Annotated in this window: 12 protein-coding genes and 2 CRISPR repeat arrays (1 of these 14 running past the window's edge); of the genes, 1 reads left to right on the top strand and 11 read right to left on the bottom strand. The window is 69.6% G+C overall.

Features of this window, described 5'->3' with window-relative positions; translation table 11 throughout:
* Positions 1-59: 59 nt before the first annotated feature.
* The 3 genes from IE255_RS11335 to hemL form a co-directional block, all read right to left on the bottom strand.
* Positions 60-1,349 carry a polysaccharide deacetylase family protein gene (locus IE255_RS11335; protein ID WP_190050034.1) on the bottom strand — a complete coding sequence of 430 codons (1,290 nt, stop codon included), beginning with the start codon at positions 1,347-1,349 and terminating at the stop codon, positions 60-62.
* Positions 1,350-1,554: 205 nt separating this feature from the next.
* Positions 1,555-2,244, bottom strand: a complete 690-nt coding sequence (locus tag IE255_RS11330) for a histidine phosphatase family protein (protein WP_190050033.1) — start codon at positions 2,242-2,244, stop codon at positions 1,555-1,557.
* Positions 2,241-3,557 carry a glutamate-1-semialdehyde 2,1-aminomutase gene (gene hemL / locus IE255_RS11325; protein ID WP_190050032.1) on the bottom strand — a complete coding sequence of 439 codons (1,317 nt, stop codon included), beginning with the start codon at positions 3,555-3,557 and terminating at the stop codon, positions 2,241-2,243. The genes IE255_RS11330 and hemL overlap by 4 nt, the downstream gene beginning before the upstream one ends.
* Positions 3,558-4,176: 619 nt before the next feature.
* Between hemL and IE255_RS11320 the strand changes: the two genes are divergently transcribed.
* Entirely contained in the window at positions 4,177-4,614 is a 438-nt protein-coding gene (locus IE255_RS11320; RefSeq protein WP_003974483.1) for a hypothetical protein, read from the top strand.
* A 156-nt stretch (positions 4,615-4,770) separates the two neighbouring features.
* Positions 4,771-6,264: a CRISPR direct-repeat array (repeat unit 29 nt; unit sequence GGGACCATCCCCGCGGGTGCGGGGAGCAG).
* 92 nt (positions 6,265-6,356) lie between these two features.
* Here the strand turns inward: IE255_RS11320 and cas2e are convergent.
* From cas2e to cas3, 8 genes are read right to left on the bottom strand one after another with little or no spacing between them, the layout of a single operon-like run.
* The gene (gene cas2e, locus IE255_RS11315) at positions 6,357-6,701 is read right to left on the bottom strand and encodes a type I-E CRISPR-associated endoribonuclease Cas2e (RefSeq protein WP_190050031.1); all 345 of its coding nucleotides are present in this window, start codon (positions 6,699-6,701) and stop codon (positions 6,357-6,359) included.
* Complete coding sequence (gene cas1e / locus IE255_RS11310; RefSeq protein ID WP_190050030.1) at positions 6,698-7,657, bottom strand: type I-E CRISPR-associated endonuclease Cas1e; 960 nt, start codon at positions 7,655-7,657, stop codon at positions 6,698-6,700. Before cas1e ends, cas2e begins: the two co-directional genes overlap by 4 nt.
* On the bottom strand, positions 7,654-8,451 hold the full coding sequence (gene cas6e, locus IE255_RS11305) for a type I-E CRISPR-associated protein Cas6/Cse3/CasE (protein ID WP_190050029.1): 798 nt from the start codon (positions 8,449-8,451) through the stop codon (positions 7,654-7,656). Before cas6e ends, cas1e begins: the two co-directional genes overlap by 4 nt.
* Entirely contained in the window at positions 8,451-9,197 is a 747-nt protein-coding gene (cas5e, locus tag IE255_RS11300; protein ID WP_190050028.1) for a type I-E CRISPR-associated protein Cas5/CasD, read from the bottom strand. Before cas5e ends, cas6e begins: the two co-directional genes overlap by 1 nt.
* Complete coding sequence (gene cas7e, locus IE255_RS11295) at positions 9,194-10,387, bottom strand: type I-E CRISPR-associated protein Cas7/Cse4/CasC (RefSeq protein WP_190050027.1); 1,194 nt, start codon at positions 10,385-10,387, stop codon at positions 9,194-9,196. The genes cas5e and cas7e overlap by 4 nt, the downstream gene beginning before the upstream one ends.
* Positions 10,384-11,061, bottom strand: coding sequence for a type I-E CRISPR-associated protein Cse2/CasB (gene casB / locus IE255_RS11290; RefSeq protein WP_190050026.1), 678 nt, complete (start codon positions 11,059-11,061; stop codon positions 10,384-10,386). Before casB ends, cas7e begins: the two co-directional genes overlap by 4 nt.
* On the bottom strand, positions 11,058-12,773 hold the full coding sequence (casA, locus tag IE255_RS11285) for a type I-E CRISPR-associated protein Cse1/CasA (protein ID WP_190050025.1): 1,716 nt from the start codon (positions 12,771-12,773) through the stop codon (positions 11,058-11,060). Before casA ends, casB begins: the two co-directional genes overlap by 4 nt.
* Positions 12,763-15,690 carry a CRISPR-associated helicase Cas3' gene (gene cas3 / locus IE255_RS11280; RefSeq protein ID WP_190050024.1) on the bottom strand — a complete coding sequence of 976 codons (2,928 nt, stop codon included), beginning with the start codon at positions 15,688-15,690 and terminating at the stop codon, positions 12,763-12,765. The genes casA and cas3 overlap by 11 nt, the downstream gene beginning before the upstream one ends.
* A gap of 219 nt (positions 15,691-15,909) precedes the next feature.
* Positions 15,910-15,968: direct repeats of the CRISPR family, unit length 29 nt; unit sequence CTGCTCCCCGCACCCGCGGGGATGGTCCC; it runs 1,802 nt beyond the window's last position.

The raw sequence follows: 15,968 nt of genomic DNA, 5'->3' as shown, positions 1-15,968 counted from the left end.
GTTTCGCATGTCCGTTCTGGGGATCTCGCCCACCCCCCTTGCGGGCGGAAAACCGCATTTCAGGCGGCGTTTTGGGAGGGTGTACCCGAGCTCGTGGGGGTCGCCTTCAGGAACTCCCGCCAGCCGCCTGCCGGCTGCTGTCCGACGTCGAGGGTACGCAGCTTGGCGAGCACCTCGGGCCGCTGCGCGTCCATCCAGTCGACGTACTGCCGGAAAGAGACGAGTCGCACATCGGCGCCCTTCTCCTTCTCCCGCGCGATGTGCTTGAAGGCCTCCTCGACGGCGTCCATGTAGATGCCGCCGTTCCACTGCTCGAAGTGGTTGCCGATGAAGAACGGCGCCCGGTTTGTCTCGTATGCCCGCTTGAATCCCTGGATGTACGACTGTGCCGACTGCTCCCGCCAGCCCGGGTAGTTGTGCGCGGGCGCCTTGGTGGAGTTCAGGGACTGGTTGGCCAGCATGTTGTAGTCCATGGAGAGGACTTCGAAGCCCCGGCCGGGGAAAGGTATCTGCTGCAACGGCAGGTCCCAGATCCCCTGCCGCTTCACGGGCCACACCTGACGGCCGCCCGGGGAGGAGGCGTCGTACCGCCAGCCGAGCTCACGGGCGGTGGGCAGCAGGTTGTCCTGGCCGAGCAGACAGGGCGTACGGCCGCCGACGAGCTCCTTGTCGTAGTCGAACGGCAGCGGCGGCAGGTCCCGCCAGCCGGTGTTGGTACGCCACTCCGTCACGAAGGACTTCGCCTGGTCGATCTCGCTGCGCCACTGCCGCGGCGTCCAGTTCTTGACCGAGCCGTAGGCCTCGCCGCAGAAGTGCCCGTTGAAGTGCGTGCCGATCTCGTGGCCCTCCAGCCAGGCGCGGCGGACGTTCGCCAGCGTGTCCTTGATGTGCGCGTCGGTGAGGTAGCCGATGTCGGAGGCGCCGCGCGGGTTGTTCGGCGGGTCGTAGAGGCGCTTCTTCGACTCGGGCAGCAGGTACAGCCCCGAAAGGAAGAAGGTCATGCTCGCGCCGTGCTCCTTGGCGAGGTCCAGGAAGCGCGGGAAGAGGCCGTTGCCGACCTCGCCGGCCCCGTCCCAGGAGAACACCACGAACTGCGGCGGGGCCTGACCCGGCTCCAGCGGCTCCGGCCTGCCCGGCTGGTGGGGCTGCTTGCCGGTGTAGGCGGTGGAGCCGTCGCCGATGGGCCGGGCGGCGGGCTTGGGCTTGGATCCGCCCTGGGTCTTGTCGCCGCCGGAACCGTCGGCGTGGCTCGACTCGTCCGACCCCGTGAGGCCGGCGCAGCCGGCGAGCGAGACGGCGGCGGCTCCCGCGCCGATTCCGAGCATTCCCCTGCGGGTGAGAGCGCGCATGGCATCCCCGATTCATCGCATCGTGCTGGTCACCCAGTCAGAGGATGTGATGAACAGGGAGGTTCCGCTGAAATGTGCGGTTTCCGTAACGGAGGGATCATAAGCGAGCAGAAGGGGGCGAACGGCAAAGGCTCACGCGCCTGCCGAACACCCCCTGCGCGGGCTCACGCGCTCGCTGAACGCCCGCTTCAGGGCGTCCGCGGGCTCACGCGCCGAAGGCCTTGTCCTTCCCCTTGACCGGCTTGGCGCCGGCCAGGAGATGCGCCGGGACGAGATCGCGGGCCGGCTCGGTGTAGCCGACGGAGACGATCCGGTCGCCCTGGTACGTGAAGGTCGTCAGCGAGGCGAGCGTGCACTGCCGCCTGCGCGGGTCGTGCCACAGCCGCCGCCGCTCGACGTACGACCGCACGATCCAGATCGGCAGCTGGTGGCTGACCACGACCGCCTCGTGCCCGCGGGCCTTGTCCTTCGCCGCGCTCAGCGCGCTCATCATCCGCACGACCTGGTCCACGTACGGCTCGCCCCAGGACGGCCGGAACGGGTTGACCAGGTGTCTCCAGTTGCCGGGCCTGCGCAGCGCCCCGTCCCCGACGCCGAACGTCTTCCCCTGGAAGATGTTGCCGGCCTCGATCAGCCGCTCGTCGGTGGCGAGGTCCAGCCCGTGCGCCTTGGCGATCGGCTCGGCCGTCTCCTGCGCCCGCTCCAGCGGCGAGGCGACGACGTACGTCACATCGCGCGCCGCCAGGTGCTCGGCGACCCGGTCGGCCATGCGGCGGCCGAGCTCGGACAGGTGGTAGCCGGGCAGCCGGCCGTAGAGGATGCCGTCCGGGTTGGCGACCTCGCCGTGCCGCATGACGTGGACGACGGTGATGTCGCCGCTCGCCTCGCCGCTCATGCCGTTGCCTCCGCGGCCGCCCGGGCCGCCGCCGGGAGGGCGTCGGCGATCCGCTGCACGGCCCGCTCGTCGTGCGCGGTGGACACGAACCAGGACTCGAAGGACGACGGCGGCAGGTAGACGCCGTTCGCCAGCAGCGAGTGGAAGAAGGCGGTGAAGCGGAACGACTCCTGCGCCTTGGCGTCCTCGTAGTTCCGCACGGGCCGGTCGGTGAAGAACACGGAGAACATGTTGGAGGCGGTCTGCAGCCGGTGCGCGACGCCCTCCTTGGTCAGCGCGTCGGTGACGAGGCCCTGGATCTCCCGGGACACGGCGTTGACCTTGCCGTAGGCGGCGTCGTCGAGCAGCCGCAGCTGGGCGAGCCCGGCCGCGGTGGCCACCGGGTTCCCGGACAGGGTGCCGGCCTGGTAGACGGGCCCGGCCGGGGCGAGGTGGGCCATCACGTCAGCGCGCCCACCGAAAGCGGCGGCGGGGAAGCCGCCACCCATGACCTTGCCGAAGGTCATGAGGTCGGGCACGACACCGTCGATCCCGAACCACCCGGCGCGGCTGGTGCGGAAGCCGGTCATGACCTCGTCGGAGATGTACAGCGCGCCGTTCTCCGCGCAGAGGTCCTTGAGCCCCTGGTTGAACCCGTCGGCGGGCGGGACGACGCCCATGTTGCCCGGGGAGGCCTCGGTGATCAGGCAGGCGATCTCACCCGGGTGGGCCCGGAAGGCCTCCCGTACGGCGTCGAGGTCGTTGTAGGGGAGGACGATGGTGTCGCCGGCCTGGGCGCCGGTGACGCCCGGGGTGTCGGGCAGCGCGAAGGTGGCGACGCCGCTGCCCGCCGCGGCGAGCAGCGAGTCGACGTGCCCGTGGTAGCACCCGGCGAACTTGATCACCTTGCTGCGCTGGGTGAACCCGCGCGCGAGCCGGATCGCGGACATGGTCGCCTCGGTCCCGCTGGACACGAGCCGCACCTGCTCGACCGGCTCCACCCGGGCGACGATCTCCTCGGCGAGCGCGACCTCGCCCTCACCGGGCGTACCGAAGGACGTACCGCGGGCGACGGCGTCCTGCACGGCGGCGATGACCTCGGGGTGCGAGTGCCCGAGGATCATGGGCCCCCAGGAACACACGAGGTCGACGTACTCCCGCCCGTCGGCATCGGTCAGATACGGCCCGGTGCCGGACACCATGAACCGGGGTGTGCCGCCGACGGCGCGGAAGGCCCGCACCGGCGAGTTCACGCCACCGGGTGTGACGGCCGCCGCACGGTCGAACAGAGCCTGCGAGGCCGGTGCTTCATACGGATATGCCAGTTCGCTCATGACCTGCGACTTCTCCGACCTTCTCCGACGTTGTCGGGCTCCGGGTGCCAGTGACCTGTTCAGGGTAGGCCAGGGGGGTGGCGGGGAGGGGGGGTGGGACGACCGGGGGCCTTGGGCGGGGCGAGGGGGACTGCCGGGCGGGACGCCAACGGGAATCCCCGGGCGGGACAACGGGAACCCTCGGGCGGGACGACGAAACCCCCGGGTGGGACAACCGGCCCCGGGCCCGCCGGCGTCTGCGAGACTGGGACCTGATACACACAGCTCAAACGGCCCGGCGTGGTCAGAGGCTGCGAAGATCCTGCGGACAGATGTTTCAGCGCACGTTTCGGCGGGCGGCCGTGGGGGAGGTCACTGACACGATGATCGGGTTGCGCGGCGGGGGCGACGCGTCCTAGAAAAGCAGTCGGGTGGAGATATGCATCGCGGTGGCGGACTGGGCGAGGGGACTGATGACCTGGGTCCTCGACGTGCCCGGCGGGGAAGGCACCGGCGCGAGGCGGAGGACACGCAGGAAACACGTCAGGCTCAGGGGCTGCCGAGTGAACCGGAGCGGCTCGCCGGACGTACTGAACGCCGGGTGGACGATCTTCGGGCCGGGAGCAGGAATGGTGGTCGGGTGGGGGTGACGTACAAGTACTTCGGCGCGCCCGACGGCGCGACCGCGGCCCGCGTCCCGATCTCGATGCGCCCCGAGGAGCTCGGCGGCGACGAGCTGGGCATGAACGGCATGTTCACGAAGATCAAGCCGGAGACCATGGCCGCGATGGTCCTCACGGGCATCGAGGGCGTCCCCCTGCACAAGGTCCCGCCCCTGGAACTGGTCGTCCTGCACCCCGACTACGCGGTCGTCAAACTCCCCATGACGGTCGTCGACCCCCTGCGCGGGATCGGCGAGGAGGCGGTGGGCGCGGCAGCCTTCATCTGGTCGACGGTGCCGGACCGGGGTGGGCCCCGGGATGCGTTCAACGTGTACCAACTGCTGCATGAGTGGCAGGACTTCTCACATCGGTTGCATGAGGCGGGGCACCAGCCGTACTGCTTGGTGTGGCCCTGAGCTGAGGCTACTTAGGGCGGGGCGGCGCTTTCGGGCTCCGCCCCGGTTGTATGCGCCGGGGGCCCTCGCAGGGCGGGTGGCTCAGGCCCTGATCTCAGTGCAGCGCATTAGGCCCAGGTACTAGACAGCGCTCCGTTCGACGAAGGAGGCCGAATAGCGGCCATCCCCGCGGGTGCGGGGAGCAGCCAACGGCCGAACATCAGGCGGCGGCCGGGTAGGGGCCATCCCCGCGGGTGCGGGGAGTAGACCGATGCGATCTTGAGCCGGTTGGTGACGGCGGGACCATCCCCGCGGGTGCGAGGAGCAGAACGGTCGGGACTACGGCACGTTCACGCTGCCGGGACCATCCCCGCGGGTGCGGGGAGCAGACCGTGAGCGTCTGCGGGTCGGTGAGCTGGAAGGGACCATCCCCGCGGGTGCGGGAAGCAGCTGCTGTTCACCTAATCCGGGGGCATACGGGGGGGGACCATCCCCGCGGGTGCGGGGAGCAGCCCTCGCGCAGCGGCTGCCAGTCGTGCCGCATGGGACCATCCCCGCGGGTGCGGGGAGCAGATGGTTCGGACGACGGGGCGGCCCATCTTGTCGGGACCATCCCCGCGGGTGCGGGGAGCAGAGCTGGACGTCCGCACGGACGGCTACCTCGAGGGGACCATCCCCGCGGGTGCGGGGAGCAGGTTTCATGAGCACCACGCCTTGTGACGGTTGGGGGACCATCCCCGCGGGTGCGGGGAGCAGGCCACCGCCCTCAAGACCCCCGGCGCGCTGGTGGGACCATCCCCGCGCGTGCGGGGAGCAGCCTGCCCCACAGGATCCCGATCAGGACCGCCAGGGACCATCCCCGCGGGTGCGGGGAGCAGGACCGTGCCCGCCTCGATGTGGGACAGCAGCAGGGACCATCCCCGCGGGTGCGGGGAGCAGGGACCAGCGCTTGCGCGACGGTCAGCCGGGTCGGGGACCATCCCCGCGGGTGCGGGGAGCAGCTCGGCTCCATCAAGGGCGCGATCGGGTCCGTGGGACCATCCCCGCGGGTGCGGGGAGCAGCCTGACGAGTTGTCGTTTCCGGTCCGCGAGGAGGGACCATCCCCGCGGGTGCGGGGAGCAGACGGCCGTGGACAGCTTGACGCTGGAGAGGTCGGACCATCCCCGCGGGTGCGGGGAGCAGCGGCTCTCGCCCGAGGCCCGGCAACGGTTGAAGGGACCATCCCCGCGGGTGCGGGGAGCAGTCACCGGGGCACTGGTCGGCGATGGCCCACAGGGGACCATCCCCGCGGGTGCGGGGAGCAGTCTGAGGAGGACTTCGCGGGCGTCGGGGCGAAGGGACCATCCCCGCGGGTGCGGGGAGCAGTCTCCTGTTCAGGGGATGATGTCTACGGTGACGGGACCATCCCCGCGGGTGCGGGGAGCAGTGGTCCTGGGGCGCCTGCGGGTCCTGCGGCCAGGGACCATCCCCGCGGGTGCGGGGAGCAGAAGGTCCCCAAGGCGTTCCAGAAGCCCACCACGGGACCATCCCCGCGGGTGCGGGGAGCAGCTCACCGCCACGCTGCACGCGGTCTCGTTGTCGGGACCATCCCCGCGGGTGCGGGGAGCAGGGCGGTACGGTCGGCCGCGCGGTGCCGGGGATGGGACCATCCCCGCGGGTGCGGGGAGCAGGCTGGGTGAGCTGGGGATTTACCAGCTCCGGGTGCCGTATTCGAGCACTTTCTTTGAATCCGGCAAATCGGTCATGCGGGGCTCGATGCGCATCAGCGTCCTCCGAAGCGTCGGCGCTTGGATGCCCTGCTCCAGCCCGACCGTCGGTCGGGGGCGGGTGCGCTCAGGTTGGGGCGGTGGATCAGGGTGAGGCCCTCGTGATCCGTCGGGTGCCATGTGTGGTCGTGCGTGCGGAAAGTGAAGCCTTGTTCGTTGTTGGTGGTGTGGGCCAGTAGGGCGCGGCCCTGGCCTGCGTACTGCCGGACCTCGTCCCAGAGGACGTCGCGGATCCTGGCCGACGGATTGCCTACGAACACGCCCGCGGAGATCTCCAGCAGCCAGCGTGTGAGGAAGCCGCGCAGGCCGGCCGGACAGTTGGTGAGCACGATGATCGTCACCAGAGCTCATCCCCGTAGTCGTCAGGTCCGTCGTAGTTGATGCCGGAAGCGACCTGATGGCCGCCATCGCTCTGGAGCGTTACGACGTCCTGGTCCGTGGAGTCGGCCGTCTCCGGCGGCAGTAGGAGTCGTTTGATGTCGTCAACGCATCGGTGCAGCAAAGAGGTCTCGTTGATGCGGTCTCTCAGCGCGCGGCGCGTGCGAGGGCCTACGTCCTCCTCGTCCTGTGCGGCCACGTCGAACGCGAGTGGGATTCCGATCTCTGTCTTGTAGAGGTCGGCGATGTCCAGGACGAAGGACAGCTCGTGGCCGGAGTGGACGAAGCCGAGGGCGGGGCTGCATCCCAGCGAGGTGACGACGGCGTGAGAGATGCCGTACATGCACTGGGCGGCGGCAGTGACGGCCTGGTTGACGGCGTCGCCGCTCGTGAAGTCACCGGGGACATAGCGGCGGCCACGCCAGGGGACGCCGGTACGGGCAGCCTCTGTGCGGTAGCACTCCTTGACTCGTCTTCCCTCCCGGCCGAGGAGTTCCTGTCGAGTGAGGCCGGCGGGGTCCTCGTCCGGGAAGCGCAGACGGTACATGGCCCGTGCCACGGCAAGTCGGCTGCGCGGGTTGGCCCACTGCCGGGCTTGGGCCTCCATGAGCGCGGAGGAGCGGCTGAGGGCGCGGCCGGAAGCGTAGTAGCGCACGCCCTGTTCGCCGACCCAGCAAACGGCCGCACCTGTCTCGCCCAGCACGCTCATGGCCTGGTGAGTGACGCGTGTTCCCGGGCCGAGGAGGAGAGTGCCGATCGTGGCCGACGGAATATGGGTGGTGCCTTCCGCGTCCTGGGCCGTGATGGCGTTGGCGTCGCGGTGCACCGTGCAGCGTTCCAGGTAGACGAAGGAGAGCCGTTCACCGGTGCGGGTGAGCTGTCTCGGGCTGAGCCCCGGGCGCCGGGAGACCGTGCTCATGCTGTCTGCCGCGTGGAAGGGGCAAGGGGGGCCAGGGTCAGGAGACCGCAGCCGTACGCCCTTGCCCGACCGATGCCCTGGGTCAGAGTGCGGCGCAGGGCGTCGGGGTCGGTGACCTCCAGCCGTCCGTCGAAAGTGACGGTGACGAGCGTGACTGGCTTGCCGCGGCGACTGCCGTCCGTGCCACGGGCTTTGTCGAAGGACAGCGAGCGTGTGTCACCGATGGACAACTCGTACCGGTCGCCTGGGTGCGGTCTGCCGCGGTGGGTCGTGCCGTGGGGCAGAAGGCGCCGGTCGTCGGGCTTTTCGAGGATCCGGAAACCGCAGCGTTCCTGGCGTTGCGGGTCGAGCAGCCAGCCCATCTGGTGGACCGGCGTGAGGTGGGCGGTGACCTTCCGGGGCTCGCCCTCCTTGCGGCGGATGGTGTGCACGGGGTTCGCGGTCAGGCGGAAGGACCAGCGGTCGCCGGTGGCCAGGCGGTCGAGGAAGGGTGCGTAGGGCCTCGTCTGCCAGCCGGGGTTCTGCGGATCGGCGGTCGCTGCGGCGGGCCAGCCGGCCTGTTCGACCAGGTGGGTGAGGTCGGGCCGGTCGGAGCTGACGACGTACAGCACCACCTCGGCACGAGCACGTTGGTCCAGACGCCACAGCACCCGCGGCGCGTCGGGGACCGGGACGTCTGTGGGTAACAGGTGGGGGAATGAGGACATCACGGCCGCATGCATGGCCTGCGGCGAGGAGAGCAGGCGTCGGGCACCGGGCCGCGCGGTGTTGACGCGGAAGCGGGAGAGGTACATCAGGCGCTCTCTTCCTCCGGCACTTCGGACAGTGCCTCGAACGGATCGTGATGCTGGGGCCCGTCCAGCGGGTCGGGTGGCATGGGCACCTGGGTGGTGACGACCGTCCTCAACGCGTGGCGGCGGTGAGCTGCCGCGAAGCTGATCGGCTGGTCGCGTAGGACGTCTGTGGCCCCCTGTTCGTCGGCCGCTTTCTCGCGGAGGACGGTCAGCCTGTCGGGGGGCTCGTGGCGGTGGCGCCTGCGGTACCAGCCGGACGCTTGCCAGGGAAGTTCCTTCAGCGTGTCCTCCAGGCAGGCGTTCTCGTGCAGGCCCAGTTCGACCGGCCCGGAGGGTGGGCAGGAGCGGCGGCCGAGGAACGGTGCGTACACCGGAGCTTGGAGTGCGGCGTACAACTCGGCGAGCAAAGGGTGCTCGCCCTCGACCGCGGCGACGAAAACAGCATCGGCGAGGTAGAACCTCTCCGACAGCGGCATGGTTTTTTCTGTGACCGGATGCACCGCTTTCTGGAAGTCCCGGATGCGGGTGCCGGGTTGGTCGATGCGGACTCCGAACCGCAGTGCCGCCAGGGGGCCGAGGCGTGTGTCGTCGTCGCGGTCGATGCCGACTGCGGCGGCGAGCAGGCCGACGACGCCGCTCTTGGTGGGGGCGGACTCGGTGGTACGGCGGGTGAATCGGGAGGAGGCCCCCCACGATTGCAGGGGGCCTGCCAGGCGGAGGGCGAGCACGCTCGTGCGGCGGCTCATGCGGGTTCTTCCAGGCGATCCGCCACGGCTCGACCGACGGCTGTCACGAGATCGTGCAGGGAGTCGGATTCGGTGCCGAGGGCACCGAGTTTCTGGGTGCTCGGGCCGACGCGCAGCACCCAGGTGAGGGTTGTCTCCTTGTCACCGTAGGCGCGTTCGATCTCCGGAACGTACGCAGCGAGCCGCTCGGCGGCCTCCCGCAGATGACCGCCTCCGTCACTGTGGACCGGCTCCTCGAAGGCGGCGACGAAGCTGACCGGCCTGGTGGTACGGAGTTTGACCACGACTGCGTCGGGGTGCGTGTGGTGCCCGAACGTATTGATCTTTCCGGTGGGCAGAGATGCGATGAAGCTGTGCACGAACGCCTCGACGGCACGGCGCACAGGCTCGGTTCGCGGTTCGTCCTCGCGTAGTCCCTGACCGAGGTTGGCGGCGAGCTGGTGCACGCCGAGGGCCGCATAGCGGTAGAGCGTGGCGGAGTTGAAGTCGACGGTGCCGATCATGCCTGCGCCGGTCTCCCCCTCCGTGTTCTCGTCGTCGACGGCGGTGTAGTAGTCGGACTCGTTCTCCACTCGGTGGACGCTGATGGCGTGGGCGACCTGCACCGCGGCGTCGACGCTGATGTCCGCGGCGTCGGCGACCATGCGGCCGAAGAGGGCGATGTCCACGGAGTGTCGGGTGTCGGCGATCTCGCGGGCGCGGTCCTTGTTCTTCTTGTCCTTCAGGAAGGCCGTGATGTCGGCCGCGCCGTCGAGGGCGAATCGGGCCAGACCGTCGAGCTGGCGGGAGCTGAGAAACACCAGGTACTTGCTCTCCGGGGCGGGAGCCGGCGCACCGTCCTTGGCCTGGTCGGCCTTCCTCTTGGGAACTTCGGTCTTGAGACCGGTGGCCCTGACCGTCTCGTCGGCGAGCCGCAGTGCATCCTCGGCGGCCAGGGCCGGGTCGAGTCGCGAGATCCGCTCGGCAAGCAGCTCCACAACCTTCTTGGTGCGCACGCCGAGTTCGCCGGGATCCAGCAGGTGCTCGTCACGGAAGTAGGTGCGGATGGCCCGCTTCCACGACTGGCTGGATACGCGGGCACGTGGCACGCCTCCGTAGACGGCCGACTTGGGTGCGCCGGTGTCGTCCCGGTTGAGATTGCTGGGCGGGACGGTCTGGAGAGCGTGCACGTCCAGGAAGATGCGGTTCACGAGGCGTCCTTGTGGGTGTCCGTGGTGTGGGGCGGAGTCGTGGGGTGTTCACCGGCTGGTCCGGGCTGCTGCCAGGTCTGGTGGAAGGAGCGGCCCCACTCTCGGCGGACGGCGCCGGGCCCGCCCGGCCACTGCCAGGCGTAGAGCTGTCCGGCGAGCAGGCCGTAGTCGAGTGGGACGTCCGCGCGGCGCAGGAGGACGACGATGTCGCGCAGCCTCTGGGTGAGGCTGACCAGGTCGGGCGCTGTACCGGCACGCACCAGGCGTTTGCGGACGGGCTCGTCGATTCCGCCCGGCGGCATCAGGTGTCGTACGGCTGCGCCCAGGCCCGTCGGTCGTGTGCGCGTGTGCGGGCGGTGCATTCGCGCACCGCGGGACTGCTGGTGGAGTGCCCAGAGAGTCAGGACCGCGTACAGGGCGTCCTCGGCCCGGCTCAACTCCTGCTCGCTCAGCGACCGGGAGGCGTCGGCGTGAAGAGGACCGGTGTCGACGAGGCTCCACAGGTCGGGCATCTCAGCGGCATCCCGGCCTGCACCGCGGCGCAGGCGCGCGAGCGCGGCGACCTCTCTGGGGCTGTCGCGGAGGTATCCCTCCTGCCACAGCGTGATGCGTGCGGCCGCCAGTTCGGCGACACGGGAGCGAGTCGAGGGCGGGGCTGCCGGGGTGGTGGTCATACGTGGGCCTCCGTGTCGGGCAGGACGGGGGTGTCCGGCGTGCCGGCCGAGGAATGGACGGGTTCAGGCAGGCCCTCGCGATCGCCGGGGTCCCCCAGCGCCCTGGCCAGGCGTGCGCGGAACCACGTGTCGGCGAGGCCGTCATTGAGCCACTGGGTGCCCTTCTTGTCCGCGATGGTCCTGCCCTGCCAGGCGGCATGGCCCGCGGCCGTGATGAGGCGGTCGCCGAGCCGGCCGACCAGGCGGCGCACCTCCTGTTTCCATGCGCCCCGCTGTTCGAACGGGTCGCCGGCCTCGGCCAAGTCGGACAGCCAGCGGCGGTAGGGCTCCTCCAGCATGTCGAACCCGGTTTCGCGGGCCGCTGCGCGGGGCCCTTCCCGGTCGTTTGCAGCGGCGTGTGCCAGGTCGGCGGCGAGGTCTCCGAGGGCTCTCACCGCCAGGTCGGCGTCCTCCGCGGCGCCGATGGCCTGCTGGGCGTACGTGCGATCCTGCTGGTGGAGCAGCACGACGGGCATCGTCAGGTGATCGTCGATGATGTCGTCGACCACGGACTGCTGCGTTCCGTATCGGGCACCGATCACACGGGCCCGGACGAGGGAACGGCGCGGCAGCTGCCCCTCGGTGACCAGCCTGGCGATCCATTCGAGGACGCCTGGACGGAGGTACATGGCTGCCTCCGCTCCCTGTGTGGCCTCCGTGCGGTCGGCGACGAGGGAGGCGATGCCCCGCCAGGCCGAACGGGCCGGGTCGTGCTCACGGGGCAGGTAGACCGGTGACTGCCGCAGTTTCTTCTCCTGGGTGGTGCTGCGCCGCCATGCGGTCATCGGCTCCCGGCGGTGCATGTTCCGGGACGCAAGTGGGTCGCCGTAGCCGAGGACGACACCGTGGACGCCAGCCTCGTCGAAGTGCAGCCGCAGGCGGCGCGACTGCCAGGTGTAGAGGTCGCGCGGGCCGGTCGCGGGGCGTTCGGAACCGCCCGGACCGCACGGTTCGCGCCGCCAGGCCGGCCGATCATGTGCCGCGACCTCCAGTTCCTGGGTGTCAGCCGCGATGAGGTTGAGCAACAGGGTCTCGCGCAAGGTGCCGCCTTCGGCGAAGACGCCGCCGAGTTGGCCGGCCCAACCTGTGCCGAGCGGGTAGACCTTGCCCCCCTTGACCCGGTCGTCGCCCACCGCGCCGGACTTGATACCGGACGTGTCGTAGGCGTGGGCGTGGACCACCCAGCGGGCGGCCTCGGCGAAGGTCAGCCGCCCCACGACGGGCATACGGGCGGTGAAGAACGGCTCGCCGTTGGGGACGTCGGCCACGATCCGGTTGAGCGGAAAGACCTCGTCCCTGGCGGTGCGGAGCCCGGCGGTCTGGAAGAACGGGACGTCGGGATGGAGGAGGTCGAAGCGCTCGGCGTGGGTATCCAGGTAGGCCTGGACAGGCGCGAAACACTCGGGGTCGCCCCACAGGTCCGCCCATTCCTCGGTGTCGCCGGGACCGTCGAGGGCGTCGTGGGCAACGGCTAACAGGAGGCGTAGCAGAGCCAGTTCCTGGGTGGCCAGTTCCCCCACGATGCGGCGCAGGTCGTCTGCCTGGGCGAACACCTGACGCAACGACAACTCGTCCTGCGACCCATCACGTCTGAGGACCTCGATCCACGGCCTCCTGGTCAGGTCGAACGACGGGATCGTGCTCCCGCCCGACGCGGGCGGTTCAGCTGTCACGGGTCACCTCCAGGCCGTCGAGACGGCTGTAACGAAGTGAGAAGCCTGCCAGGCGGGTCTGGCACTCCTCGTCGAGCGTGAGAATCAGCTGATCGGAGAGCCAGGGGCTGTCCTTGCCCTGCCAGGCTGGCAAGTACAGCTGCTCCAGTTGCTCGATGGCCCGGTCCATGGTTTCCGCGTAGGAGAACTGCATAGGCAGCCGCAGTCCGCAACTCGCCGCCGTACGGCCCGCGAGCGGTGTGGGCGGCTGATCCTGCGGCAGCTCCAGCCCTCCGCGTTGCCTTCCCTTCCGGTCCGCCTCCAGCCACGGCAGGGTGGCGAGGCTTCCATCGGCACGTCGTTGTACGACGACGACCTCCAAGGCCTCGCGGCTGTCCCGGACCTGAGCCCGCCCGGTCCGAGTGTCGTCGACGTCCCCCACCCCCGCAGCGACCCAGCCGAACAGCGCTCTGCCCGGCCGCCCGACATCGCCGAGGCGAAAGACGGCGGCACGCTCGGCCTGATCCGCCCGGTGCTCGTCGAACTGCACACGAGCCTCAGCCAGCGCAAGCGCCCAGAGTTCCGGCCCAACCGGTCTTTCCCCGTACGCTCCCCGCACGAGCGCGCTGATGTCCGATGGCAGCCGTACCGGACGCTTCGTCCCGCCTTCCAGATGGGGCAGCAGGACCGCGGCAGAGCGCAGCAGCGGGTACAGCCCGTACACGGCGATCGAGCCCCGCACCGGCTCGGGGACGTCCATGACTCGGTCGCCCCAGTCGGCTCCTGTGAGAAGGCATCGAGCCGTTCGCAGAAGCTCGGGCCGCTCGCTCTGGTCCTCCCCACGCTGGTGTCGGTGCAGCCGACCCATGCGCTGGAGGAGCAGGTCAACAGGGCACAGATCGCTCACCAGAAGGTCGAAGTCCACGTCCAGGGACTGCTCTGCCACCTGGCTGGCCACCACGATGTGACGCCTTTCGGGACGACCGGTGGCCTTCCCCGGCGGGCCGAAGCGCTGGAGCAGGTCTCTGTCTTTCGCTGCCCGGTCGATGTCGACGAAGCACGAGTGCGCGACGGTGACGTCGTCGTCACCGAACCTCTCCCGCAGGACGCGGGCAGCCCCCAGCACTCGCCGAACCGTATTGCGCACGACCAGAACGCATCCGCCACCGACGAGTTCGCTCTCCAACCGGTCCGCGAGTACGTCCATGTCGTCGGCGAGCCACTCCACCTCGACATCCGTGGTCCTGCCGGACGCTCGGGGACCGCGTACCACGGGAGTGCCTCCTGGAGTGACGGCGGTGAGCAGTGGGTAATCACCGGCGTCCATGCCGCCCCCGGCGGTGGACTCGATGCCGGCTCCCGCATACGCCTGTAGGAGCCCATGACGACGCGTGGCGGGCAGCGTCGCCGACAGCACGATCACGGGGACTCGGTAGGCCCCCAGCCATGACAGCACCCGGTCGAGGTACACGCTCATGTAGGTGTCGTAGGCGTGCGCCTCGTCAATGACGACGACTTTGCCGGCGAGGGCAAGGTGACGAAGGGCCAGGTGCCTGCTCTTCAGCCCCATGAACAGCAGTTGATCGATGGTGCCTGCCACGAACGAGGCCAGCATGGCCCTCTTGCGGCCCCGCAACCAGGCATGCGCCACGAGTTCGGCACCAGCACGCCGCTCGTCCGGACGCTGACGGGACTCGGCCTCCGCCTCGTCCAAGTCGACGGCCGCGACTCGCCCTGCACGGGACATGAGGCCGGCGAAGTCCTCGTTGAGAGCTGCTTTCGAATGAGCCAGGTGCACTGAGCGCCGTGAACCCGCCACTCCGGGCAGCCGATCCAGCCAGTCGATCAGGCGCGGGAACATGGCGTTGCCGGTGGCCATGGTGGGCAGGGCGAAGAACACCCCGCCCGCACCCGAGCGCGCGGCGAAGATCTCTGCCACGGCGAGCGCCGCTTCTGTCTTGCCCTCTCCCATGGGGGCCTCGACGATCATCAATCCGGGAGTCTCCATCTCCCGGGCCAGTTCTACGGCCGCCTCCTGGACAGGGCGCACCTTGGCTTCGGCAGGGAGCCCGAAGCGGGAGACGAACAACTCCTGCCCACTCAGTGCAGGCTCCTCGGCCCGCCAGGGGGTCGGTAGATCAAGTCCACGCCACGCCGCGTCAATACGCTCCTCGTGGGTGCGATCCGCCCCGTCGGGGAAGTACGGAAAGAGATCCGGATTGCTGGCGATCCAGTCGGAGACGATGACCAGTGCGGTGAGGAGCACTTGTGCCGGCTGTGGCAGGCTCACTTTTCGCCACTCACCGAGCCGTTCTCCTACGCCGAAATTGCGCGCGCAGGCATCCAACAACTCGGTCTGCACCTGCTGCCAGACACGGCTGCTCGGGCCGGGAGTACGCAGCAATTCCTCGTGCTCATAGAGGGCCTTGATCTGGCCGTGCTCGGGCGGCACGCCGTGATGCCCGCCCACGGCGACCGTGAACTGCCCGGTCCGAGCGGACGCCCACCCGTGTCGCTCCTCCAGCCATTCCCCGAGCAGGAGCTGCCCGGCAAGACCATGCGGAGCGATACGACGATCTGGTCCCATCGCCTTGGCCGAGCGCATCTCCAGGCCCTGGTCCCGCATCATGTCGGCAAGCTGATCGACCTGGCAGGCGAAGGCGGGGGTGGCTTTGCCGATGTCGTGCACGCCGGTGAGCCATACCGCGAGGGCGCGAGCGTCGGACTCCCCTTCCGGCAACGCCTCGGCTACCAGCCGTCGCACTCCTACAGGCAGCCACTGGTCCCATAACAACCCGGCCACCGCGGCACTGTCCTCCATGTGCCGCCACAACGGCAGCCAGCCCTCAGCATCCCGATCATGCTTGGCCCACACCGACCGTGCCGCTTTCCCGAGGCGACGCAACATGCCGGCTTTGGCATTTCCCCCACCGCTCATGAACGATTGATACAGCGAGGCTGCGGCGGCAGACAGCGGAATCCGCGAATAGGCAGATCCTCAAGAAATCCACCCACAGACACCTTATGCTGATCGGCTTGCTGTGGATCTGCAGCAGAGCGCCAGGGGACTCGGGGGTGCGTCATGTCTAATTTGCCGGAATCCTTGATAATCAGCGAAACCATGTCCTCCCCGCCATAACACCGCAGGTCATCCAGTCTGCTCCCCGCACCCGCGGGGATGGTCCCGACCGGATCATCGTCGGTATCGACCTCGGT

This window comes from Streptomyces lomondensis, assembly GCF_014651035.1.
Classification (GTDB): domain Bacteria; phylum Actinomycetota; class Actinomycetes; order Streptomycetales; family Streptomycetaceae; genus Streptomyces; species Streptomyces lomondensis.
Note: the sequence above shows the minus strand (reverse complement) of the source record. Positions and strands in the feature narration are given on the sequence as shown.